The sequence below is a fragment of the Halomonas halodenitrificans DSM 735 genome, assembly GCF_000620045.1.
In the GTDB taxonomy this organism is placed as follows: domain Bacteria; phylum Pseudomonadota; class Gammaproteobacteria; order Pseudomonadales; family Halomonadaceae; genus Halomonas; species Halomonas halodenitrificans.
In genome coordinates this window covers 24,224-49,061 of the sequence record NZ_JHVH01000018.1, presented here as the reverse complement: position 1 = coordinate 49,061, position 24,838 = coordinate 24,224, and the positions used below count along the sequence as shown (strand labels likewise).

Sequence of the window (24,838 nt, the reverse complement as noted above, 5' to 3'; positions counted from 1 at the left end):
GCCTGGCCAGACCCGACCCGTCTGCGCCAGGTCAGTCGACGCCCCTTTGCCCCTATACTTCTACCCTTCGACCCTGCATGGAGCCCCTAGCGGAATGCCTTCTCTTACTGCCGCCTGTGCGACCCCCGGCATGCGTCGCCTGCGTATCCTGCCCGCCTGCCTCCACGAGTACCGGGGCTTTAGCGCGCTGCGGCCCTGGCGGCGGCCGGATGCCGTGCTGGGCTGGGGGCGCAAGCCCACCGCCCTGAAGGCGCGACGCTTCGCGGCCCGCCACGCCATCCCCTATGTGGCCCTGGAGGATGGCTTCCTGCGCTCCTGGGGGCTCGGCGTCGACGGCCATCAGCCCCACAGCCTGGTGGTCGACCATCGCGGCATCTACTACGACGCGACCCGCCCCTCGGATCTCGAGCGGCTGATCCACGCGGCCCCCTTCGCGGCCGAAGAACTGGCGCGGGCCCGGCGGTGCATGGCGCTGATACGCGAATACCGGCTGTCCAAGTATAACCACGCCCCGGCCCGGGCCCTTCCCGCCGGCGACCGCCCCCGGGTGCTGGTGGTCGACCAGACTGCGGGCGACGCCTCCATCGAGTTCGGCCTGGCCGCGGCGGCCACCTTCGAGGCCATGCTCCAGGCGGCGCTGGCCGAACACCCCGAGGCCGATATCCTGGTCAAGGTGCACCCCGATGTGGTCGCCGGCAAGAAGCGCGGGCACCTGCTCGAGGCGGCCCGACACCACCCCCGCTGCCGGCTGGTCGGCGAGGCCCTCGCCCCCTGGTCCCTGCTCGACGCGGTGGACAGCGTCCATGTCGTCACCAGCCAGCTCGGCTTCGAGGCGCTGCTCGCGGGCCGCCGGGTGGTGTGCCACGGCATGCCCTTCTATGCCGGCTGGGGGCTGACCGACGACCGCCTCACCTGCCCGCGCCGGGGCCGGCCCCGGCGCCTGGAGGAGGTCTTCGCCGCCGCCTACCTGCGCTACTGCCGCTACGCCAACCCCTATACCGGCGAGCCCTCCACCCTGGAGGCCACCATCGACCTGATCGCCGACCAGAAGCGCCGCCACGCCCAGCTGGCGGGCGACTGGGTGGGCATCGGCTTCTCCTCCTGGAAGCGCCGCTTCGTGGGTGACTTCCTCGGCGCCCGCGCCCGGCTGCAGCATGTCGCCCGCCCCGACGATGCCCCCCCCACGGCCGGCATCAGGCGGCTCGTCTGGTCGAGCCACCATCAAGCGCTGGAGGCCCTGGAGCGCCAGCCACCAGCGGCTCCCCTCTGGCGGATGGAGGACGGCTTCATTCGCTCGGTGGGGCTCGGGGTGGACCTGGTGCGCCCGCTCTCGCTGATCATCGACGCCAGCGGCATCCACTACGACCCCCGCCGCGCCAGCGACCTGGAGCGGCTCCTCAATGACACGACCTTCTCTCCTCATCTGCTGGACAGGGCCCGGCGCCTGCGCCAGCGGATCGTGTCCGCGGGCCTGAACAAGTACAACGTCGGCACCCCCGCCGCCGGGCTCGACCTCCCCGAACAGCACCGCATCCTGCTGGTGGTGGGCCAGGTGGAGAGCGACGCCTCGGTGCGCTGCGCCGCCCCGGAGATCGCCACCAACGCCGAGCTGTTGCGCCGGGTGCGCGCCGCTCATCCCGAGGCGTATATCCTCTACAAGCCACACCCCGACGTGGTCAGCGGCGCCCGCCTCGGGCAGCTCGATACCGAGGCCCGCCGTCTGTATAATCGCCTGATCACCGATATCAGCATTACCGCGCTGCTCGAGCGAGTCGACGACGTCCATACCATGAGCTCGCTGGCGGGCTTCGAGGCGCTGCTGCGCGGCCGGCGGGTCACCGCCTGGGGAACGCCCTTCTATGCCGGCTGGGGCCTGACCCGGGACCATGGCCGGCACTGCCCGAGGCGGGCCCGCCGCCTGACGCTGGACGAACTGGTGGCGGGCTGCTTGATCCTGTACCCCACCTATCTCGACCCCCGCTCTCGGCGGCTGATCAACGTCGAGACGGCCGTCGGCCTGCTGGAACAGCAGCGGCGCACGACCCGCGCCCTGCCGCTGCCCCAGCGCCTCTATCGCGGATATCGCCACCTCTTTATCGAAAGGCACTAGATGCACGACAAGGCACGCTCCTTTCTCCTGCTTCAAGGCCCCAGCACGCCCTTCTTCCAGCGGCTCGCCGAGCGGCTGGGCGAACGCGGCCACCGGGTGCATGTCGTCAACTTCAACGGCGGCGACTGTCTCTATCGCCGCGGGATGCGCCATCACAAGGCGTCTCACCACGACTTTCGCGGCCACCCGGAGCAGCTGCCGGCGTTTCTCTCGGCCCTCTACCGGCGCCACGCCATCACCGACCAGGTGATGTTCGGCGACCGCCGCCCCGTGCATCGCCCCGCCCTGGCCGAGGCCCGGCGCCAGGGCGTGCGCAACCATGTCTTCGAGGAGGGCTACCTGCGCCCCCACTGGATCACCCTGGAACGCGAGGGCGTCAACGGCCACTCCCCGATGCCCCGGGACCCGGACTGGTACCACCGAGCCGCCGCGGCACTGACCAAGCCGGCCCGGATCCAGAGGTTTCGCACGCGCTTTCGGGTGCGCGCCATGCATGATGTCGCCTATCACCTGGCCGGGCTAGCCAACCCCCTGGCCTTTCCCGGCTACCGCAACCACGCCCCGATCACCGCCCCTCGGGAATACGCAGGCTATGTCCGACGCTTCACCCGGCTGCGCCTCACGCGACGCCGCCGGCGGGATAGCCAGTGCATTCACCGGCTCGTCGCGGGCCCCGCCCCCTACTTCGTGCTGGCCCTGCAGCTTAACGGCGACGCCCAGATCCGCGACCACTCGCCGTTCAAGGACATGCGCCAGGTCATCGAGACCACCCTGCGCTCCTTCGCCGCCCACGCCGCCCCCGAGGCCCGGCTGGTGATCAAGAACCACCCCCTGGACATGGGGCTGATCGATTATGCCGCCCTCATCCGCGCCCTGGAGGCCGAGCTGGGCCTGGCCGGGCGCCTTGATTACCTGGAGTCCGGCGATCTTAACGTCCTGCTGGATAAGGCGGCCGGCATGGTCACCGTCAACAGCACCTCGGGGCTGGTCGCCCTGGAGCACGGCTGCCCGACGCTAGCCCTGAGCGACCCGATCTACGCCCTGCCGGGTCTGACCTTCGATGGCCCCCTGGACCGATTCTGGATGGCACCCTCCCGGCCCGACGATGCGCTCTTCCAGGCGCTGCGCACGACCCTGTTGCACTGCACCCAGCTCAACGGCGGCTTCTACTGTCGCACCGGCATCGAGCTGGCCGTGACCAACGCCGTTCCCCGGCTGGAAGCCGACCACTCCCCCCTGGAGACCTTGCTGTCATGCCTGCCCCGCGTCGCCTGATTCTGATCACCGGCGCCAGCGGCGCCATCGGCGGCGCCCTGGCCCGGGCCTATGCCGCGCCCGACACGCGCCTGCTACTGCACGGCCGCCGCGCCGAACCCCTTGAGACCCTGGCCGACGATTGTCGCCAACGCGGTGCCGAGGTGGAGCTGGCCCAGCATGACCTGACCGACGACGCCAGCCTGTTCCAATGGCTGGCGCGCCTCGAGGCCGATGGCCTGCCCGACATCGTCATCGCCAACGCCGGGCAGAACACCCATGTCGCCTCGGCCACCGAGCTGGAGCCCTGGAGTGAGGTCAGCGGCCTGCTCGACATCAACCTGCGCGCCCCCATGGCCATGGCCAACTACCTGGCGCCCCGCATGGCTGCCCGCGGCGCCGGCCAGCTGGTGTTCATCAGCTCGCTCGCCGCCTGGCATGGGCTCCCTACCACCCCCGGCTACAGCGCCAGCAAGGCGGGCCTCAAGGCCTTCGGTGAAGGCCTTCGCGGCCACCTGGCGCCCCATGGCGTCGGGGTCAGCGTCGTCATGCCAGGCTACGTGAGCTCGCCCATGTGTCATGCCATGCCCGGTCCCAAGCCCTGGGAATGGCCGCCGGAAAGGGCCGCCCGCGTCATCAAGGCGGGGGTCGAGCGTAATCGTGCCCGCATCGGCTTCCCCTTTCTCCTCAATGCCGGCTGCTGGTGGCTGGCGGTGCTGCCCGCGTGGCTCTCCCAGCGCCTGGTGGGCCTGATGGGCTACGGGAGCCGCCCATGATCAGCGCCCTCTGGCCGCCGCTGGTCATCGGCTGGCTGCTGACCCTGGGCGTGGAGGCCCTGCTGCGCCCGGCGCCCTGCGTCGTCTGGCGGCGGCCATGGGCCACCCAGGGGGTGCACCTGGCCTCCTGGCTGCTGCTCTTCGCCCTCTTCATGCTGGTGCTGCAGCGCCCGTGGTTCGCGCTGATGTTTATCGTCTCGCTGCAGCTGGTGGTGGTACAGACGAGCAACACCAAGTCCGCGACGCTCAACGAGCCGTTTATCTGCCAGGACTTCGCATACTTCCTGGATGCCATCCTGCACCCGCGGCTGTACGTGCCCTTCTTCGGCATCGGGCTCGCCATCGCCGCCAGTAGTGCCGGGGCCCTGGCCATCGCCGCCTTCCTGTGGTTCGAACCCTCACTGGTCACGCAGCACGGCGCCGGGGCGTTTCTCGCCGCCGGGGCCGGCCTGGTCGCGGCTTCCTTGCTGCTGCTTCTGCCCGCCTTGAGGCAACTGCCGGCCTGCAGCCTGGCGCCCCATGACGACCTGAAGCGGCTGGGGCTCGCCGCCGCCCTGTGGGCCTACGGCCGCCTCGCCCTGCGCCCGCTGGACGTGTCCGGCCTCGCGGCTCCTTTTATCGCGCCCGAGGACACGACGCCTTTTACGGCGCCCGACGACGCGCCTCCTTTCACGGCGCCCTTCGAGACGCCGCCTTTTACGGCGCCCGATGATGCGCCGATGGGTGCCACCATCGATCCGGCACGCCTGCCCCATGTGGTAGTGGTACAGAGTGAATCCTTCTTCGACCCTCGCGGCTGGCTGCCGGCGACCCCGCCAGGCTTGCTGGATGCCTGGGACCGGCTGACACAAGAGGCCGTTTCCCAGGGGCCGCTTGCCGTTCCCGCTTGGGGCGCCAATACCGTGCGCACCGAGGCGTCCTTCCTGACCGGCTTGCCCGCCGATGCCTTCGGCATCCACCGCTTCAATCCCTATCCCCAACTGGCTCGCCGCCCCCTGCCCACCCTGGCCAGCCGCCTCAAGGCCCTGGGGTATCGCACGGTCTGCGTTCACCCCTATCCGGCAAGCTTCTATGGACGGGATCGCGTGATGCCGAAGATGGGCTTCGATGAATTTCTCGATATCCGGGCCTTCCCGGGCGGCGAGCATGACGGCCAGTCCGCTCGTGACGGCCAGTGCTCTCGTGACGGCCAGTACATCAGCGACGCCGCGTTAGCCGAGAAGGTTGGAACCCTGCTCGATCACAGCGATAATAGGCCCCTTTTCGTCTTCGCGATCACCATGGAGAATCACGGCCCCCTGCATCTCGAGCGTCCCGTCCCGAAGGATGCGCCACGACTGGCGGCCTCGTCGCCGGCCGTCGGCAACGAGGACCTCAGGGTCTACCTGCGCCACCTGCGCAATGCGGACCGGATGCTGGAACGCCTCGAGCGGCAGCTGACGCCCGCTACACCAGACGCCCGGCACGGCATGCTCTGCTGGTATGGTGACCATGTACCGATCATGGACGATCTGTACCGCAAGATTGGCGCACCCAGCGGCGACACCTGCCATGCCATCTGGTCGAGCCGCCGCCCCTCGCCGACGCCACCCGGCGATGAGCCCCTCGAGGTGGCGGCACTCGGCCAGTGCCTGCTGGATCAGCTACTGATCGACGCCAAACCGGCACCATCTGACAAACGCGACCCTACAGGCAGCCCCGGAGCCATCAGGAGCAAGAATGACTAGACGTGTTGCCATCATCGGCGCCGCCCACCGTTTCCCTGGCACCACCCCTGAAACGTTCTGGCAGGACCTGCAGGCCGAAAAGGACCTGGTGACCCGCGTCGCCGAGGACCGCTGGAGCCAGGAAGCCTACCAGCATCCCGACCGCCGCCATCCCGGCACCAGCGTGAGTTTCGCCGCCGGCAGCCTGGGCGATATCAGCGGCTTCGATGCCGACTTCTTCGGCATCTCGCCCCGGGAAGCCACCAGCATGGATCCCCAGCAGCGCATGCTGCTGGAGCTGGCCTGGGAGGCCATGGAAAGCGCCGGCGTGGTGCCCGCCTCACTGCGCGGCAGCCAATGCGGCGTCTTTCTGGGCATCGCCAGCCTGGATTACTCCTACCGCCTGGCCGATGACATGGCAGCCATCGACGCCTCCACTGCCACCGGCAACACCTCCAGCATCGCCTCCAACCGGCTCTCCTATGCGTTTGATCTCCACGGGCCGAGCATGTCGCTGGACACCGCCTGCTCGTCGTCGCTGGTGGCCTTTCATCAGGCCTGCCAGGCGATCCGCGCCGGCGAGACCGACATGGCGCTGGCCGGCGGCATCAGCCTGCACCTGCATCCCTACGGCTTTATCATCTTCTCCAAGGCGAGCATGCTCTCCGCCACGGGGCGCTGCCAGGTGTTCGACGCCGACGGCGACGGCTATGTGCGCTCCGAGGGCGCCGGCCTCTTCCTGCTCAAGGACTACGCCAAGGCGCTGGCCGATGGCGACCCCATCCTGGCCGTGGTGGCGGGGTCATCGGTCAATACCGATGGCCACAAGTCCGGGCTGACCGTCCCCAACCCCAGTGCCCAGGCGGCACTGATGCGCCAGGCCTACGAACGGGCCGGCATCGCCCCCGACGAGATCGACTACCTGGAGGCCCACGGCACCGGCACCGCGGTGGGCGACCCCATCGAGACCCGCGCCATCGGCGAGGCCCTGGCCAAGCATCGCCGGGCCCCGCTGCCCATCGGCTCGGTCAAGAGCAACGTCGGCCACCTGGAGACCGCCTCCGGCGTCGCCGGCCTGGCCAAGGCGCTGTATAGCCTGCAACACCGCGAGGTGCCGGCCACCATCGGCATTCGCAAGCTCAATCCTCATATCAAGTTCGACGAGTGGAATCTCGAAGTCGTGACCCGGGCCTATCCCCTGAGGCCCGAGGGGCGCCTGGTCATCGGCGTCAACTCCTTCGGCTTCGGCGGCGCCAACGCCCATGTGATCCTCGAAAGCCCGCCCTCGACGCCGGCGGCTCCCGTCGAGCCCGCCCTGCGTGGCCCTTTACCGCTGCGCCTCTCGGCGCGCGGCGAGCCCGCCCTGCGGGCGATGGCCGGCGACCTGGCCGCCTGGCTCGAGCACGCCGACGCCGACCTCTACGACATCGCCCATACCCTGTATCGCCACCGCGAGCATCACCCCGATGGCGCCCTGCTGTTCGCCGACAGCAAGGCCGAGGCCGCCCGCCGGCTGGCGGCCTTCGCCGATGCCGACCAGGCGGACCCGCCCGAGGTGGTGCCCGGCAAGCGCCTGTCGACGCCCAGCGCCCCCGGCTTCATCTATGCCGGCAACGGCTGTCAGTGGGAGCGCATGGGCGCCGACCTGCTGGCCGGCTCCGCCGTCTTCGCCGCCGCCGTGGACGAGGTGGACGCCCTCTTCCAGCGCCACGCCGACTTCTCCCTGCGCGCCGAGCTCGAGGGGCGTAATGAAAACGGAAACGGAAAGGGGGAGAACGGAAAGGGGGAGAACGGAGAGGGGGCAAACGGAGCAGGAGCAAACATAGAAGGAGCCGAAAGCCGCCTGGCCAGGACCGAGATCGCCCAGCCGACGCTGTTTGCCGTGCAGGTGGGCCTCACCCAATTGCTGCGCCATCACGGCATCGAGCCCGCCGCCGTGGCCGGCCACAGCGTGGGCGAGGTCGCCGCCGCCTGGGCCTGTGGCGCGCTGCGCCTGGACGAGGCGGTCCGGGTCATCTATTTCCGCAGCCACTACCAGGGCAAGACCCGGGGCCAGGGCCAGATGAGTGCCGTGGCGCTGGGCGAGACCGAGATCCGCGACTGGCTCGCCACCGGGGATTATCCCGGCGTGCACCTGGCGGGCATCAATAGCGCGCGGGGCGTGACGCTGGCCGGCGATGCCGATGCCCTGGAGCGCCTCGAGCAGGCCCTGAAGGAGGCCGGCAGCATCGCCAAGCGCCTGCCCCTGGATTACGCCTTCCATAGCCCGGCCATGAACGGCATCGAGGCCGGCGTACTCGCGTCGCTGGCGGATATCGCCCCCCAGGCCGAGACGCTCCCCTTCGTATCGACCGTCACCGGCGAGCGCCTGGCCGGCACCGAGCTGGACGCCGCCTACTGGTGGCACAATATCCGCCGGCCGGTACGCTTCGACGCCGCCATCGAGGCACTGATCGACGACGGCACCCGCCTGTTCATCGAGATCGGCGCCCACCCCATCCTGCGGCGCTACCTGAGCGACGCCCTGGGCGCGCGCGAGTGTGACGGCCGGGTGCTCGCCACCCTGGAGCGTGACAAACCCGCCGAAGCCTGCATGGACCGGGCCATCGGCCAGGCACTGCTCAGCGGCATGCCGCTGGACGAGCGCCGCTGGTTCCCGGTCGCCAGCCGCCTCGTCAAGCCGCCTCGCTACCCCTGGCAGCGTGAGCACTACTGGGCCACCGGAACCGCCCAGGGGCAGAAGCTGCTCGAGCGCGACTACGAACACCCGCTGCTCGGCTATCGCCTGGCACAGCACGACGGCACCTGGGAAAGCCAGCTGGATACCGGCCGCCTGCCCTGGCTCGCCGACCACGTGGTCGGCGACGGCGCGGTATTCCCCGGGGCCGGCTTCGCCGAACTCGCCCTGGCCGCGGCCCGCCACCGACGCGACGCCGATTGCCTGGATATCGAGGAGCTGGAAATACGCGCGCCGCTGCTGCTCGACGGCCAGCACGGGCGGCGCCTGCGCCTGCACCTGGCCCGGGACGACGGCCGCCTCGAGATTCGCTCCCGGGAGCCCCTGGCCGACGGCGAATGGCAACTCAATGCCGTGGCCCGGGTCATGGAGCAGAGCCGAGGCTTCTTGCTGCGCCGCTCGGCCCCGGCCCTGCCCGCCCGGGAACCCGATATCACCCTGGCCGAGCACCTGGCCGAGGCCGAGCACCTGGGGCTGCACTACGGCCCCGCCTTCCAGGCGATCTCCCGAGCCTGGGTCGAGGGCGACAGCATCCTCGGCACCGTCGAGCCCCCCGCCGCCATTGAAGGCACCCTGGGGGCCATGAACCTGCACCCGGGCATCCTCGACAGCGCCTTCCAGCTGTTCATTCCGCTGCTGGCCCAGGAGGCGCGCCGCCAGGGCATCCACGGCGACGCCATGGCCTTCGTGCCGGTGCGCGTCGGCCGCCTGCAGCTGCTCACCGATGGCGGGGTGCCGGCGCTCGCCCATGCCCGCATGCTCAAGCGCGCGCCCCATTCCTTCACCGCCGACTTCGAACTCTTCGACGCCGACGGACGGGCCGTGGCGGTCCTCAGCGAGACGCGCTTCAAGGCGATTCGCCTGCGCCGCCAGCACCACCAGCGCCTCAGCTACCTGGACGTGGCACTCACGCCGGCACCGCGCCAGGGCGGCGGCGAGACCCTCGATCTCAATGCCCTTTATGCGGCCATGCCGGGCCTGCTCGACGACTTTACGCGCCTGACCGGGGGGCGCTACGCCGGCGAGGTCGACCCGCTGCTCGACAGCCTGGCCGACGCCTTCGCCGTGGAGACCCTGCAACGCCTCAATGGCGGCGCCACCCTGACCCCGGCGCGCTACCGCGAACTCACGGGTGCCCACCTCGACGGCCGGCGCCTGCTCGACCAGCTGCTCGCGCAGCTCGAGGCCGCCGGGCGCCTCACGGTGGACGAACACGGCTGGCACCTGAGCGATGACGCCGCCGAGCGGGTCGCCCCCGAGGCCATCTGGCAGCTGCTGGTACACGATTATCCCGACCACTTCGCCCCCATACAGCGCCTGGGACGCTTCGGCCTGCACCTGGACGCGCTGCTCACGGACCGGGCCACGGCCGACGACCTGGGGCTCACCGCCGAGGTCCTGGCCCACCTGACCCGGCAGCTGCCCGGCGCCGCCGGCTGGCAGGCCATCGCCGGCGCCCTGCGTCAGGCCCTGCCCCGGGTGCTCGAGACCCTGCCCACCGGCCAGCGCCTGGGCCTGCTCGAGGCCGGTGCCGCCGCACCGGCGCTGGGAGAACGGCTCTGCGACCTGCTCGACCCCGACCGCTGCGACTACGCCATCCTCGGCGCCGGCGAGCAGGCCTGGCACCAGGCCGAGCAGCTGCAGCAACGCTTCCCGCTGATCGACATCGCACGCCTGGAAGAGGAAAGCGACACCCCCGCCGCCGAGCCCGGCTCGGCACGGCTGGCGCTGATCAGCCTCGAGCCCGGGCATCGCCAGCGCAATCGCCGCCTGCTCCAGGCCGCCTCGCGGCGACTGGCCCCCGGCGCCCACCTGCTGGTGGTCGGCACTCAGCCCAGCGCCTGGCTCGACACCCTGCTGGCCACCCCCGGCCTCGAGGACCACGGCACCCTGCTCCAGGCCATGGAGAGCGACGACGTCACCACCGAACTCGACGCCCTCGGCGCCCGGCATATCGACCGCATCCCCCTGGAAGACGACGAACGCGGCGCCTACCTGATCCACGCCCAATGGGGTCAGACCCCACACCAGGGGTCACACCTGGAGTCAGACCCCCAACCCTTGGGGTCAGACCCCCAACCCTTGGGGTCAGACCCCGACTTTCAGCTGGTCGCCGACGCCACCTCCCGGCCGCTGGCCGAGCGCCTCGCCGCCGGTCTGACCGCCCACGGCCACCAGGTGCACATCGCCCAATGGGGTCAGACCCCACACCTGGGGTCTGACCCCGACTTGCACATTGGGGTCAGACCCCAAGGCTCCATCCTCGTCGATCTACGCGGAGGCGAGCGGCGCTGCGAGCAGGCCCTGCAGTGGGCACAGACCCTCGAACCCCTCGGCGAGCAGGCCAGCCTCTGGCTGATCACCCACGGCGTCGCCCCCATGTGGCAGGGGGACTCCACCCCAGATAATTCGGACGCCTGCCAGGGGGATTCCGCCCCCATGGACGCCGCCCTCTGGGGCTTCGGCCGCTCCCTGGCCAATGAATCGACCGGCTATGCGGTGCGCCTGCTCGACCTCCCCGCCGGAGATCTCGATGATGCCGTGATCGAGGCGCTGCTCGACGAGCTCACCGTCCCCGACGCCGAGACCGAAGTCGTGCTCGACGCCGAGGGCCAGCGCTTCGCCACCCGGCTGCGTACCGTTCCGGCTCCCGCTGCCGAGCCGGTTCAGGCTCCCGCTGTCGAGCCGTTTCAGATTCCGGCGCCCGAAAACGAGCCAGGCGAGCGCCAGACCATGACCCTGGGCTTCGAGCTGCCCGGCCAGCTGCGCCATCTGCGCTGGACGCCGATGGCGCTGCCCCGGCCGGGCGCCGGGGAGGTGGAGGTCGACGTCCGGGCCACCGGCCTCAATTTCCGCGATGTCATGTACACCCTCGGCCTGCTCTCGGACGAGGCGATCGAGAACGGCTTCGCCGGCCCCACCCTGGGCCTGGAGTTCTCCGGTGTCATCGCCGCCGTGGGCGACGATATAACGGACCTGGCGGTGGGTGATGCGGTGGTGGGCTTCGGCCCGGCCAGCTTCAGCGACCGGCTGATCGCCAGCCGTCAGGCCGTGGCACCGATCCCCGAGGGGGTAAGCTTCGCCGCGGCGGCGACCATTCCGACCACCTTCTTCACCGTCTACTACGCGCTCAAGCATCTGGCGCGACTGGCACCGGGCGAAAAGATCCTGATCCACGGCGCCGCCGGCGGCGTGGGCATCGCCGCCATCCAGGTCGCCCAGTGGCTGGGGGCCGAGATCCATGCCAGCGTGGGCAGCGACGAGAAGCGCGACTTCCTGCGTCTGCTCGGCATCGAGCACTTCTACGATTCCCGCGCGCTGACCTTCGGCGAGGAGATCCTCGAGGCCACCGCCGGCCGCGGCGTCGATGTGGTGCTCAACTCCCTGGCCGGCGAGGCGATCAACCAGAACCTGCGCGCCCTGGGTCCGTTCGGGCGCTTCCTGGAGCTGGGCAAGCGCGACTTCTACGCGAATACCCCTATAGGGCTGCGCCCCTTCCGCAACAATCTCAGCTACTTCGGCATCGACTCCGATCAGCTGATGAAGGAGCTCCCCGAGCTCACCGGCCAGCTGTTCGGCGAGATGATGGCGCTGTTCCAGGACGCCACCCTGACGCCCCTGCCCTATACCGCCTTCGCCAGCCAGCAGGTGGTCGAGGCCTTCCGCTATATGCAGCAGGCCCGCCAGATCGGCAAGGTCGTGGTCACCCACGAACAGGCACAGATCCCCGCTCCCTCCGGCGACAAGCCGAGGGTGAGCCTTCGCCTGCCGGCCGAGGCCAGCTATCTGGTCACCGGCGGCCTGGGCGGCTTCGGCCTAAGGACCGCCCGCTGGCTGGCCGATCGCGGCGCCCGCCATCTGATCCTGGTGGGGCGCAGCGGGGCGGCAAGCGACGAGGCCCGGTCAGGCGTGGCCGAGCTCGAGGCCCTGGGCGTCGAGGTGGTGGCCGCGGCCTGCGATATCACCGATCGCCGGGCACTGGAGGCGCTGCTCGGCGAGTGCCAGGCCACGCTTCCGCCGCTGCGCGGCGTGATACATGCCGCCACCGTGATCGACGACGGCCTGATCCGCAACCTCGACGAGACACGCCTCCGCCGGGTGCTGGCCCCCAAGATCGACGGCGCTCGCCATCTCGACGAGCTGACCCGCGACGCCGATCTGGACTTCTTCGTGATGTACTCCTCGGCCACCACCCTGTTCGGCAACCCCGGCCAGGCCAGCTACGTGGCCGCCAACCACTGGCTGGAGGCACTGGCCGCCGCGCGGCGCCAGCGGGGGCTGCCCGCCACCTGCCTGCGCTGGGGCGCCATCGAGGACGTGGGCTTTCTGGCCCGCAACACCCGCACCCGCGATGCCCTGCAGGAGCGGCTGGGCGGCTCGGCGCTGCACTCGGATGACGCCCTGGGCGTCATGGAGCCGCTGCTGCTGGGGCCCAAGGAGCAACTGGGCGGCCCCAGCCTGGGGGTGCTGGAGCTCGACTGGTCGGCCCTGGCACGCTTCCTGCCCACCGCCCAGAGCCCGCGCTTCAGCGAGATCGCCCGCCAGGCCGATGACGACGCTCACGGCGACGAGAGCGACGAGGACCTGGCGGCGCTGTTCGCCAGCCTGAGCCCCGAGGAGCTCTACGCCGCCGTGACCGACCTGCTGCGCGCGGAGCTCGCCGCCATCCTGCTGATCGACGAGGAGAAGATCGATACCCAGCGCTCGGTCTACGAGATGGGCTTCGACTCCCTGATGGGCGTCGAGCTGATGACCGCCATCGAGGCACGCCTCGGCATCAATGTGCCGGTGATGGTGCTTGGCGAGGCCTCGACCATCGACAAGCTCGCCGCTGTGCTGATACGGAAACTACAGCATGGCGGTGACGAGGAGGAGCCGGCTGAAGGCGACCCGCTGACGACGCTGACCCGCCAGCATGGTGCCGAGGCGCTTGGCCAGACGAGCGAGCAATCCGAGGAGGGCGAGCCATGAGCCAGCGGCGTACCAGCCTCAAGAACCAACTGCTGGCCCAGGCCCGCAAGCGCCAGCGACCCCGCGATGCCGCGGTTTCCGCCCGTTCGACACAGGCGGACTCAACGCCCGGGGCCGGCATGGTCAGCCGCGTGCCGGAGCGCTTTACCCGCTTCGACGCCCACCCCGGCTATCAGCAGATCAGCATGCTGCGCGAAGGGGCCAGTCGGCTCGGCCTGACGGACCCGTTCTTCAAGGTGCATGATGGCAACGCCGGCGCCACCTCGCTGATCGATGGCCGTGAATACCTCAACTTCGCCAGCTACAACTATCTGGGCTTCTCCGGCGACCCACGGGTGACGCGCGCCGGCCAGGAGGCCCTGGAGCGCTACGGCAGCTCGGTCTCGGCCAGCCGTGTGGTCTCCGGCGAGCGCCCCATCCACCGCGAACTGGAACGGGCCATCGCCGCAGCCTACCGGGTGGATGACGCCGTAGCCTTCGTCAGCGGCCACGCCACCAACGTCTCCACCCTCGGCTATCTGCTGGGCCCCCGTGACCTGGTGATCCACGATGCCTATATCCACAACAGCCTGCTGGTGGGGGCCCAGCTGTCCGGTGCCAAGCGCATCTCCTTCCCCCACAACGACCCCGCGGCGCTGGACGCCCTGCTCACCCGGCACCGGGGGCAGTTCGAACGCGTGCTGGTCGTGATCGAAGGCCTCTACAGCATGGACGGCGACGTGCCGGACCTGCCGCGCTTCATCGACATCAAGCGCCGCCATCAGGCCTGGCTGATGGTCGACGAGGCCCACTCCTTCGGCGTGCTGGGCGACCATGCCCTGGGCCTGCGGGAATACTTCGGCGTGCCCGCCGAGGACGTGGATATCTGGATGGGGACCATGAGCAAGAGCCTGGCCGGCTGTGGCGGTTATATCGCCGGCTGCACCGCCCTGGTGGAGACCCTGCGCTACCTGGCCCCCGGGTTTCTGTATAGCGTCGGCATGCCGGCCCAGGTCGCCGCCCCGTCGCTGACCGCCCTGCGGCTGATGCAGCAGGAGCCCGAACGCGTCCAGACCCTGCATGCCATCTCGCGCTACTTCCTGGAACAGGCCCGCGAGATGGGGCTCGACACCGGCCAGAGCATCGGCGCCGCCGTGGTCCCGATCATCGTCGGCAGCTCACCGCTCGCCGCCCGACTCTCCCACGACCTCTTCCAGCGCGGCATCAACGTCCAGCCCATCCTCCACCCCGCCGTCCCCGAGAAGAGTGCCAGGCTACGCTTTTTCCTCAGCTGCGAGCACACCCGGGAACAGATCGACCGGACCCTCGACGCCCTCGCCGCCGCCATCTAACAAATAGGGTCAGACCCCACACCCAAATGGGGTCAGACCCCGGCAGTTGGGGTCAGACCCCAGATGGCAACCCCAGGTGGCAGAGAGTATCACCCCCATACAATAAAGTAGGGATTCAGCTTCTCGCTGGGGGTGGCGTAGTCAAGCGGCTGGGCTTCCAGGGTCTCGACGCGGCCGCCGGCCTGTTCGACGACGGCATGGGCCGCGCCGGTGTCCCACAGGCAGGTGGGGCCGAGACGCGGGTAGACGTCGGCGGCGCCTTCGGCCACCAGGCAGAGCTTCAGCGAGCTGCCCATGGGCACCATATCGTGGCTACCGAGCTTCTCCAGCCAGGCGGCCAGATCGGGGCTGGGGTGTGAGCGGCTGCCCACCACGCGCCAGGTGGCGCCTTCGACGGGTTGGCCGGCGACACGAATGGCGCGACGCTCGTTGGCCTTGCCCTCGCCCCACTCGATCTTGAAGGCGCCCACGTCGCGGGCGGCGAGATAGGAGACCTCCAGCGCCGGGGCGACGACCACGCCCAGCACCGGCCGGCCGTTCTCGATCAGCGCGATATTGACGGTAAACTCGCCGTTGCGCTTGATGAACTCCTTGGTGCCATCCAGCGGATCCACCAGCCAGTAGCGGCCGTTGGCATCCGCCCCGGCGAAGCCCTCGGCGTCCTCTTCGGAGAGCACCGGAATCCCCTCAGGCAGCGCCTCGAGCCCGGCCATGATCACCTCATGGGCCGCCTTGTCTGCCTCGGTCAGCGGGCTCTTGTCTTCCTTCTCCTCGACGGAGAACTCGCGGGAATAGATCGACATGATGGCAGCGCCGGCATCCTTGGCGATGACATGTACCTGATCCAGTAAATCGGAAAAATCCATTTTGCACTCCTCTATGGGGGTCAACTATGGGGGTCAGACCCCGGCAGTTTGGGGTCTGACCCCAGGTGGCCCCGGCAGTTTGGGGTCTGACCCCAGGTGGCCCCGGCAGTTTGGGGTCTGACCCCAGGTGGCCCCGGCAGTTTGGGGTCTGACCCCAGGTGGCTACCCCAGGTGGCCCCGCCGTTAAACGATCAGTTGGCGCTTACGCAGCAGTTCGATGACGGCGTCGGCGGCCTGGTCGCTGCTCATCTCGGTGGTCTTGAGATGCAGGTCCGGGGCTTCCGGGGCTTCGTAGGCGGAGTCGATGCCGGTGAAGTTCTTTAGCTCACCACGGCGTGCCTTCTTGTAGAGCCCTTTGGGGTCACGGTCCTCGGCGACGTTCAGCGGGGTATCGACGAAGATTTCGATAAACTCGCCGTCTTCCACCAGATCACGGGCGAGGCGACGCTCGCTGCGGAACGGCGAGATAAAGGCCGTCAGCACGATCAGGCCGGCGTCGGTCATCAGCCGGGCGACTTCGCCCACGCGGCGGATGTTCTCGACGCGGTCGGCATCGGTGAAGCCCAGGTCGCGGTTGAGGCCGTGGCGCACGTTGTCGCCATCCAGCAGATAGGTGTGCTGGCCGGCGGCATAGAGCTTCTTCTCCACCAGGTTGGCGATGGTCGACTTGCCGGCACCGGACAGGCCGGTGAACCACAGCACCGCGGGCTGCTGCGCCTTGCTCTGGGCCCGTGCCTGCTTATCGATATCCACGTGCTGCATATGGATATTCTGGCTGCGCCGCAGGGCGAAGTTCAGCATGCCGGCAGCGACGGTGTTGTTGGTCATCCGGTCGATCAGGATGTAGCCACCGGTATCGGCGTTGCCCTGGTAGGCATCGAACGCCACCGCCTTGTTCAGGCTCAGGGTGCAGATGCCGATGCCATTCAGGTCGAGCTGCTTGGCGGCGGTATGCTCCAGGGTGTTCACGTTGACCTGATACTTGATGTCGGTGACCGTGGCCGATACCGCCTGGGTGCCGATCTTCATCAGATAGGGGCGCCCTGGCAGCAGCGGCTCATCGTGCATCCACACCAGGCTGGTCTCGAACTGATCGGCGATCTCGGCGGGCTGTTCCACGCCGGAGATCACGTCACCGCGGGAGATATCGATCTCGTCTTCCAGCAGCAGGGTCACCGACTGGCCGGCGATCGCCTGGTCCAGGTCACCGTCGAAGGTGTAGATGCGCTTGATGCGGCTGGCCTGTCCGGAGGGCTGCACGCGGATCTCGTCGCCCGGCTTGATGCGACCGCCGGCGATCATGCCGCTGAAGCCACGGAAGTCCAGGTCCGGGCGGTTGACCCACTGCACCGGCATGCGGAACGGCTGGTTCTGAAGGCGTTCCTCATCCAGTTCCACGGTCTCCAGATAGCCCATCAGGGTGGTGCCGTGATACCAGGGCATCTGCGGGCTGGGCTCGATGACGTTATCGCCCTTCAGCGCCGACATCGGGATAAAGGTGATCTCCTCGATGCCCAGCTGCTCGGCGAACTCGCGGTACTCGGCGACGATCGCGTCGAAGCGCTCCTTGGAGTAGTCGACCAGGTCCATCTTGTTGATGGCCACCACGATATGGCGCATGCCGATCAGCGACATCAGGAAGCTGTGGCGGCGAGTCTGGGGCAGGATGCCCTGGCGCGCATCCACCATCAGGATGGCGGCATCGGCCGTGGAGGCACCGGTGACCATGTTACGGGTGTACTGCTCGTGCCCCGGGGTATCGGCGACGATAAACTTGCGCTTGTCGGTGGAGAAGAAGCGATAGGCCACATCGATGGTGATGCCCTGCTCGCGCTCCGCGGCCAGGCCATCGACCAGTAGCGCGAAGTCCATCTCCCCGCCCTGGGTGCCCCACTTCTTGGAATCCGCCTCGATGGCGGCCAACTGGTCTTCGAACAGCAGCTTGGACTCGAACAGCAGCCGCCCGATCAGCGTACTCTTGCCGTCATCGACGCTACCGCAGGTGATAAACCGCAGCAGCCCCTTGTGTTCATGCGACTTCAAGTAACCCTCGATGTCGCCGGCGATCATGTCGGATGAGTGAGCCATGCCAAACCCTTCTAAGCTGTACGCTGTAAGCCGTAAGCTGTAAGTAAAAAACAGCCTCTTAGCTCACAGCAGAATCTTCGTTGTCCAGCGAGGTGATGAGGCCATGGAGCATCGAGGATATGTCTCGCGTCTCCTGCAGCCAGCGTCGTCCCTGCTGGGCATCTATGTAGTCGATATCCATGCCGATATAGATCTGCGTGCGCAGCTCGGAGCATGAACCTCTCGCAATAACCAGAAAATGCCGTTTGTCCCTGGTGGTATAGCGCGTCATTCCTTCGGCAATGTTGCTGGGTATGGACAAGCCGGATCGTGTAATTTGATCCCGGAATCCGAAATCGCGCAGATCCCGCATCGCCTTGTAGAGTTCAGCCGATAGCCTGGCCGACCGTTTCCATACCCGCAGCTTCTCGAAATTCATCGCCACCACCTCTGCAAGCCGAAGAGATCGTACAGCTTACAGCGTAGGGCTTACGGCTCTTCTAGGCGCTCCGCGCCTAGAAGTATCCTTCCTGCTTCTTCTTCTCCATCGACGCGGCGCTGTCGTGGTCGATGACCCGGCCCTGGCGCTCGGAGGTCTTGGTCAGCAGCATTTCCTGGATGATATCGGGCAGGGTGTCGGCGTCGGATTCGATGGCGCCGGTCAGCGGATAGCAGCCCAGGGTGCGGAAGCGCACGTTGCGCATCATCGGCACCTCGCCGGGCTCCAGCGGCATGCGCTCATCGTCGACCATGATCAGGGCGCCGTCGCGCTCGACCACCGGACGCTCGGCGGAGTAATACAGCGGCACGATCGGGATGCTCTGCAGGTAGATGTACTGCCAGATATCCAGCTCGGTCCAGTTGGAGAGCGGGAAGACGCGGATCGACTCACCCTTGTGCTTGCGAGTGTTATACAGCTGCCACAGCTCGGGACGCTGATTCTTCGGATCCCAGCGGTGCTGGGCGGTGCGGAAGGAGAACACACGCTCCTTGGCGCGGGACTTCTCCTCGTCGCGGCGGGCACCGCCGAAGGCGGCATCGAAACCGTAGTGATCCAGCGCCTGCTTCAGGCCCTCGGTCTTCATCACATCGGTATGGATGGCCGACCCGTGAGTGAAGGGATTGATATCCTTCTCGATGCCCTCAGGGTTGATATGCACCAGCAGGTCCATGCCCACTTCCTTGGCCATCTGGTCACGGAAGTCGTACATGGCACGGAACTTCCAGCGCGTATCCACGTGCAGCAGCGGGAACGGGGGCGGCCCCGGCGCAAAGGCCTTGCGCGCCAGGTGCAGCATCACCGCGCTGTCCTTGCCCACCGAGTAGAGCATCACCGGATTCTCCGTCTCGGCGACCACCTCGCGCATGATCTGGATACTCTCGGCCTCGAGCTTTTCGAGGTGCGTCAATGTCGTCATTGGTTCCTAGTCCTTGGTTAAGAAGCTGTAAGCTATAAGCTATAAGCTATAAGCTATAAGCTATAAGCTGTAAGCCTTACGTTTGCCGCTTCGCGGCATAACCCCCACAACCTTGGGTTTTGGGGGTTTCTTACAGCGTAAAGCTTACGGCTTACAGCTCCGGGCGGAGCCCGGCGGCACCACTACAAGCTCCAGCGCCGGGTTTCGCTCGAGCCACCCGTGAATGGCCGGTACCGCGCGGAAACAGGCACCGCGAAAGATCAACGCCACCGGCTTGCCGGCGGCCTGGTCGAGCAGCCGCTCGAACATGGCCAGGTAGTCGTCGGCCTTGGGCGGTGCGGCGAGGCAGCGACTATAGAGCCTGCCACGCTTGCCATGCAGATAGAGCTGGTAGCGGCGAGGCTCGCCGGCGACGGCTTCACCCGGGGTCGAGACACGCACGCCCCCCTGCCAGACGACGCCACCGGCACGGCTTACCCGCTCGAGCGTCGGCTCTACCCGCTGGCGAAACCAGCGCCCGGCGGTGGAGCGGCGGCGCTTGAGCCCCTCCAGCACCAGTGGTGCCGGCTTGAGATCCCGGGCCTCGAGCCAGTGCTCGATGGCCCGGGAGGAGACTTCATGGCCCTGCTGCGCCAGCGCCGCGGCGAGCCCCGCGCTGCTCCAGGCAGGCTCCCCCGCCGGTGCCGGCTCGGCTAGCCACGCCACCAACGCCTGCTGCGCCGCGCCATCCAGCCGCGCCGCCTGGCCGGCCTTGCGGCCCCGCGGACGCACCGGCACCGCCTCCCAGCCGCCCTCGCGAAACGCCTTCCACGCCGCCGAAACAGTGGGCGCCGACAGGCCCGTCTGCTGGGCGGCCACGGCCACGGTCTGGCCATCCAGACGCCGCCTGACCGCCCCTATCCGGCGCTTGTTGATCTCTTCGGGCGTTAAATGTTTAATGCTCATTAACGCGCTCAACCCTTTGGTTTACCGTGATTTTTATGGCAGAACCTCAAATATACAAAGCGCTTTATCGACATCATCATAAAAGCCCACGTAGAATCCCACAAGTCGTACCCCCTATTCTTCTTTCTTCGAGCCTTCAAGGACGACCCCGATGACCTGGGCAGTACTCATCTCCATTGCCGGACTCGTCGGCCTGCTGATCAGCGGCGTGGTGCGCCCCGCCATCGCCTTCGTCAGCCTGGCCGGCGCCTATCTGCTGCTGGGCCTGGTGGATGCACCCACACTGCTGGCCCAGTACACCAATCCGGCGCTGGCCACCCTGCTGCTGCTGCTGCTGGTCTCCCTGGCGCTGGAACGCACCCCGCTGCTCGACTGGCTCTCCCAACGCCTGCTCAAGGGCAACGAGAGAACCGCCACGGCGCGGCTGATGGCCGCCAGCGCCGTGCTCTCGGCGTTTCTCAACAACACCGCGGTGGTGGCCGCCTTCCTGGGCGCCATCTCGCGTCAAAAACGCATTGCGCCCTCCCGGCTACTGATTCCCCTCTCCTACGCCTCGATCCTGGGCGGCGTGACCACCCTGGTGGGCACCTCTACCAACCTGGTGGTCAATTCCTTCGCCCTGGGCAGCGGCGGCTTCGAGCTGGGCATGTTCCAGTTCAGCCTGGTCGGCATTCCCGTGGCCCTGCTTACCTTCGGTGTATTGCTGTGGCGAGCCCAGCGGCTGCCGGCCCACCCTCCGGAGGACACCGCGGACAAGCTCTCCTACTTCCTGGCCGCCGACCTGGAGGCCGGCTCCGACCTGATCGGCAAGAGCATCGAGGAGAATGACCTGCGCAGCCTGGAGGGCCTCTATCTGATGGAGGTCGAGCGGGAGGGGCGCCTGATCAGCCCGGTCGGTCCCGAAGAGATCCTCCAGGCCCACGATACCCTGGTGTTTACCGGCGAGGTGGGCAAGGTGCAGGCGCTGCAGCGCTTCCCCGGGCTCAAGCTGTTCGGCAACCAGGCCGATGACCTGCTGGCCACCAATCTGGTGGAAGTGGTGGTGTCTCATGAATCGGAGCTGGCCGGCCAGACGCTGCAGGATGTCGATTTCCGCAGCATGTTCAACGCCGGGGTGGTGGGGATTCGCCGTGGCGGCAAGCGCCTGGAGGGCCAGCTCGGGCATATTCCGCTGCGCGTGGGCGACTGCCTGATACTGGCGGTGGGCAGCGACTTCCGTCAGCACCGCAATATCGAACGCAACTTCCATCTGCTCAGCGGCAGCTTCAAGCGCCCCCAGCTCAAGCGCACCGAGAGCGTGCTGACCCTGGCCGGCTTCACCGCGGTGATCGGCCTGGCCGCCGCGGAGCTGCTGCCGCTGTTTCATGGCTTGTTAGTGCTGATGGCCGGGCTGCTGGCCGGCAGGATCCTGAGCCCCGCCGAGCTGCGTCGGCGCTTCCCCTTCGAGCTCTGGCTGATCATCGGCTCGGCCCTGGCCATCGCCCAGGGGCTGGAGAACTCCGGCGCCGCCGCCCTGCTCGCCCACGGCATGCAGACGCTGTTCGCCGGCTACGGGGTCTACGCCGCCTTTATTGGCTGCTACCTGATGACGCTGCTGCTCACCGAGACCGTGACCAACAACGCCGCCGCGGCCCTGGCCTTCCCGGTGGCCTGGACCACCGCCCAGGCCTTCGGCGCCGACCCCATGCCCTTCATCATGGCCGTGGCCTATGGCGCCAGCGCCTGCTTCCTGATTCCCTACGGCTACCAGACCCACCTGATGGTCTACTCCCCCGGCCGCTACCGCATCCAGGACTTCCTCCAGACAGGCCTACCCGTCAGCCTCACCTACTCCGCCGGCGTGCTGGTGCTAACGCCCATCGTCTTTCCGTTCTAGCCGGGCGAAGCCCGGCAGAGAGCTGTATGCTGTACGCTTTACGCTGTACGTAACCCCCTTGTAGGGAGTTTTGGTGGAATATTTTGGCTTACGGCTTACGGCTTACGGCTTACGGCTTACGGCGCCGGGCGAAGCCCGGCTTCGCCGGGTCAGAGGTGAAGCCCACACTCGCGCTGCAGGCCATTGAAACGAGTGTCTTCTTCCCGCATGCCGGCCTGGAGGGGCTGGCTGGTGTGCCAATCACCCACCGAGGCATACCCCTGCTCCCACAGCGGATGATAAGGCAGATTGTGCTCGACAAGATAACGGTATACATCGCGGCTATGCCAGTCGATCAGCGGATAGACCTTGAAGCGGCCGTCATGGCGCTGCTCCACCACCGGGCGCTGCTCCCGGGAGCCGGACTGCTGGCGGCGCAGGCCGGCGAACCAGGTGCCCACGTTCAGGGCATCGAGCATGCGCTCCATGGGCTCGACCTTCATCAGCTGATTATACTGCGTCAGCCCCTCCAGCCCCTGCTCCCAGAGCTTGCCATGGCGCATCTCCAGGTGCCCCGGGGAAAGCGTCGGCCGCGCCACCTTCAGGTTGAGGTTCAGGCGCTCGACCAACGAATCGACGAAACGATAGGTCTCGGGAAACAGATAGCCGGTATCCACCAGCAGCACCGGCATCCCAGGGTCGATGCGGGTCGCCAGGTGGAGCAGCACCGCGGACTGGATGCCGAAACTGGAGCTTAGGACGAAGCTACCGGGCAGGTTCTCGAGCGCCCACCCGACGCGAGCCTCGGCCGAGGCCGACTCCAGCAGCGCACTGGCCTGGTCGGCGTCGATCTGGTTGCGTAGGGCCGATAACGCCATGGGTGATTCCTTTCGGTCGATGGGGTTATGGCTAGAGTAACGCCCATCCAAAATACTGGAAAAGAATATATTTTGATCTTTTTATACCCAATAAAGATATAAGAGATCCTATGGTCGTCTCGACTGCACCGATTCGCACAGATGCGCGATGTGTGGAAGCCCGATTTATCGGGCGATGGCGAGTTCTAATCGCCGATATTGGGCTCTCGCAACACATGCCGCCGCGCCGTCTGTGCGGCGGCATGGGCCATCCGGCGGGCCTCCCCCGGGTGTTCCAACAGCCAGCGTAAACAGCGCCGCCACTCATCGGGGTCGTCATCCACCAGCAGGCCGTTGACGCCGTGCTCGACGATCTCGGTATAGGGGGCGCGATTGGCATAGACCCCTACCCCGCCCATGGCCGCGATATCCAGGAACTTGATCAACGACTTGCCGCGATTGAACGGCGTCTCGAGTAGCGGTGCCAGGCCGATATGCACCCGCCGCTCGGCCTGATAGTCGCGGAACTTCGGCCAGGCCAGCGGCGTCGGGCAGCGGGTTCTCGGCAGCCGCGCCAACGCCGGCGGCGCGTGTTCACCGAGCATCAGCTCGAGTTCGGTGTCTTCCCGCTCTGTCTGCAGGGCCTCGAGGGCCGGGGCGATATGTTCGAGATCGGCCAGATGCGCCCGGGTGCCATGGAAGCCGAGGCGCCACGGCCGCTCGACCGACGGGCCCTGCGTGACATGCTCAAGCGATGGCAGCGGCGCGATAAACGGCGGCGTCATCACCCGCACCTTGGCGTGGTACTCCCGCAGCCGCTCGGCCAGCGAGGGGCTGCAGGCCACCACCTCATCGGCCAGCGCCAGGAGCCGGGGCTGCTGGGCAGCGGCCCGGGCCATGCGCCTTCGGTAGGCATCCGGCAGGGTAGCGTCGCTCCCCGCCGCCGCCAGGTCATCATCGATCAGATAGAGGATGCAGCCGAACCGGCTTCGTTCGCGCTCCAGCCAGCGCAGCGAGTGCTCGGGCAGTGTCCGCGCCAGCACCAGATTGGCCCCCAGCTGGCGTGACAACACCCAGCGTGCCAGCCGCCACCGCCAGCCCCGCACATCCAGCCGCCCCACATCGTGACCCTCTGAACGCAGAAGGGGCGCGACCGACTCGAGAAAGTAAATATCCTCGGTCGGCCGCGCCCCATCGCTTAGCACCAGCCAACGCTCCCGCCTCATAGTCGACGGTCAGCCAGCTTATAGGCCTCTTCATCACGCCGCGCCCCCACGGCGACAATCAGCACCTGGATTGCTTCTCCATCCACCCGGTACACGATTCGTGTATTCCCGGTGCGGATTCGCCGGGAGCCAGACAAGGCCCCACGGAGAGGCTTGCCCAGCTTGTCAGGCTCACCATCACGTATCCGACCCTCGATGACATCGAGGATTCGTTTCGCAGCGGCCGAGCCCAAGCGAGCAAGATCCTTCTGAACCTCCGGGTGGTAGATAACGCGCCACCTCATGGGTCAATCAGCATCGAACAGGGCACGCATGTCCTCATGGGAAACGGCCTGGTCGCCCTGGTAACTAGCCAGCCGATCACGAGCGACGGCTTCGATGCGAAGCTCTTCCAGCTCATCGACAAGCTCCTGGTAGGCCTGCACATTCATCATCACCGCAACCGGCTGATTATCCTTGAAAATTACCAGCCGCTCGGTATCCCGGGCCGATATCTCTTTAAGCCGAGCGCTGAAACCGCGCGCCATTGCCGTAGCAGAGACCGCATCCTCCGGGCGTTCCAGTAAAGTAGCCATGCGCACCTCCACAAAAGCAATATATTTATACACACAATAATACTAACAATAATGCATAAATCAAGCTTGAGCCGCCTCTCCTCACCCCTCACTCGATACTGAGCTTGGGATTACTTCCAGCTTCCAGGAGCGCAGCGACGCTCT

At 67.5% G+C, this 24,838-nt stretch carries 16 protein-coding genes; 7 read left to right on the top strand and 9 right to left on the bottom strand.

The window, feature by feature from the left end; genetic code table 11:
• Positions 1 to 94: 94 nt before the first annotated feature.
• From Q358_RS0109535 to Q358_RS0109510, 6 genes are read left to right on the top strand one after another with little or no spacing between them, the layout of a single operon-like run.
• Complete coding sequence (locus Q358_RS0109535; protein WP_027961825.1) at positions 95 to 2,110, top strand: capsular polysaccharide biosynthesis protein; 2,016 nt, start codon at positions 95 to 97, stop codon at positions 2,108 to 2,110.
• Positions 2,111 to 3,385 (top strand): capsule biosynthesis protein, encoded by a 1,275-nt coding sequence (locus Q358_RS0109530; protein WP_027961824.1) that lies wholly within the window; start codon positions 2,111 to 2,113, stop codon positions 3,383 to 3,385. It begins immediately after the preceding gene.
• On the top strand, positions 3,364 to 4,140 hold the full coding sequence (locus tag Q358_RS0109525; RefSeq protein WP_027961823.1) for an SDR family NAD(P)-dependent oxidoreductase: 777 nt from the start codon (positions 3,364 to 3,366) through the stop codon (positions 4,138 to 4,140). The genes Q358_RS0109530 and Q358_RS0109525 overlap by 22 nt, the downstream gene beginning before the upstream one ends.
• Positions 4,137 to 5,867, top strand: coding sequence for an LTA synthase family protein (locus tag Q358_RS17075; RefSeq protein ID WP_051530286.1), 1,731 nt, complete (start codon positions 4,137 to 4,139; stop codon positions 5,865 to 5,867). Before Q358_RS0109525 ends, Q358_RS17075 begins: the two co-directional genes overlap by 4 nt.
• Complete coding sequence (locus Q358_RS0109515; protein WP_027961822.1) at positions 5,860 to 13,554, top strand: type I polyketide synthase; 7,695 nt, start codon at positions 5,860 to 5,862, stop codon at positions 13,552 to 13,554. The genes Q358_RS17075 and Q358_RS0109515 overlap by 8 nt, the downstream gene beginning before the upstream one ends.
• The gene (locus Q358_RS0109510) at positions 13,551 to 14,885 is read left to right on the top strand and encodes an aminotransferase class I/II-fold pyridoxal phosphate-dependent enzyme (protein WP_027961821.1); all 1,335 of its coding nucleotides are present in this window, start codon (positions 13,551 to 13,553) and stop codon (positions 14,883 to 14,885) included. Before Q358_RS0109515 ends, Q358_RS0109510 begins: the two co-directional genes overlap by 4 nt.
• Positions 14,886 to 14,974: 89 nt before the next feature.
• Here Q358_RS0109510 and cysQ read toward each other — a convergent pair whose 3' ends face one another.
• From cysQ to Q358_RS0109485, 5 genes are all read right to left on the bottom strand, one after another.
• Positions 14,975 to 15,751, bottom strand: coding sequence for a 3'(2'),5'-bisphosphate nucleotidase CysQ (gene cysQ / locus Q358_RS0109505; RefSeq protein WP_027961820.1), 777 nt, complete (start codon positions 15,749 to 15,751; stop codon positions 14,975 to 14,977).
• 183 nt (positions 15,752 to 15,934) lie between these two features.
• Positions 15,935 to 17,839 carry a sulfate adenylyltransferase subunit CysN gene (gene cysN / locus Q358_RS0109500; RefSeq protein ID WP_027961819.1) on the bottom strand — a complete coding sequence of 635 codons (1,905 nt, stop codon included), beginning with the start codon at positions 17,837 to 17,839 and terminating at the stop codon, positions 15,935 to 15,937.
• A gap of 58 nt (positions 17,840 to 17,897) precedes the next feature.
• Complete coding sequence (locus tag Q358_RS0109495) at positions 17,898 to 18,257, bottom strand: four helix bundle protein (RefSeq protein WP_027961818.1); 360 nt, start codon at positions 18,255 to 18,257, stop codon at positions 17,898 to 17,900.
• 76 nt (positions 18,258 to 18,333) lie between these two features.
• Complete coding sequence (gene cysD / locus Q358_RS0109490; protein ID WP_027961817.1) at positions 18,334 to 19,236, bottom strand: sulfate adenylyltransferase subunit CysD; 903 nt, start codon at positions 19,234 to 19,236, stop codon at positions 18,334 to 18,336.
• Between the two features lie 144 nt (positions 19,237 to 19,380).
• Positions 19,381 to 20,181: a helix-turn-helix domain-containing protein gene (locus Q358_RS0109485; RefSeq protein WP_027961816.1), complete on the bottom strand. Its 801-nt coding sequence runs from the start codon at positions 20,179 to 20,181 to the stop codon at positions 19,381 to 19,383.
• A 151-nt stretch (positions 20,182 to 20,332) separates the two neighbouring features.
• Here Q358_RS0109485 and Q358_RS0109480 point away from each other — a divergent pair, with 151 nt between their 5' ends.
• Complete coding sequence (locus Q358_RS0109480) at positions 20,333 to 22,057, top strand: SLC13 family permease (RefSeq protein WP_027961815.1); 1,725 nt, start codon at positions 20,333 to 20,335, stop codon at positions 22,055 to 22,057.
• A 149-nt stretch (positions 22,058 to 22,206) separates the two neighbouring features.
• Here Q358_RS0109480 and Q358_RS0109475 read toward each other — a convergent pair whose 3' ends face one another.
• From Q358_RS0109475 to Q358_RS0109460, 4 genes are all read right to left on the bottom strand, one after another.
• Positions 22,207 to 22,914: a phosphoadenylyl-sulfate reductase gene (locus Q358_RS0109475; protein WP_027961814.1), complete on the bottom strand. Its 708-nt coding sequence runs from the start codon at positions 22,912 to 22,914 to the stop codon at positions 22,207 to 22,209.
• A gap of 185 nt (positions 22,915 to 23,099) precedes the next feature.
• A complete protein-coding gene (locus tag Q358_RS17070) occupies positions 23,100 to 24,098 on the bottom strand; it encodes a glycosyltransferase family protein (protein WP_245598305.1) in 999 nt (332 codons plus the stop codon).
• A 17-nt stretch (positions 24,099 to 24,115) separates the two neighbouring features.
• Positions 24,116 to 24,403, bottom strand: coding sequence for a type II toxin-antitoxin system RelE family toxin (locus Q358_RS19115; protein ID WP_027961813.1), 288 nt, complete (start codon positions 24,401 to 24,403; stop codon positions 24,116 to 24,118).
• Between the two features lie 3 nt (positions 24,404 to 24,406).
• Positions 24,407 to 24,694 carry a Phd-YefM gene (locus Q358_RS0109460; protein ID WP_043488023.1) on the bottom strand — a complete coding sequence of 96 codons (288 nt, stop codon included), beginning with the start codon at positions 24,692 to 24,694 and terminating at the stop codon, positions 24,407 to 24,409.
• Between the last annotated feature and the right edge of the window lie 144 nt (positions 24,695 to 24,838).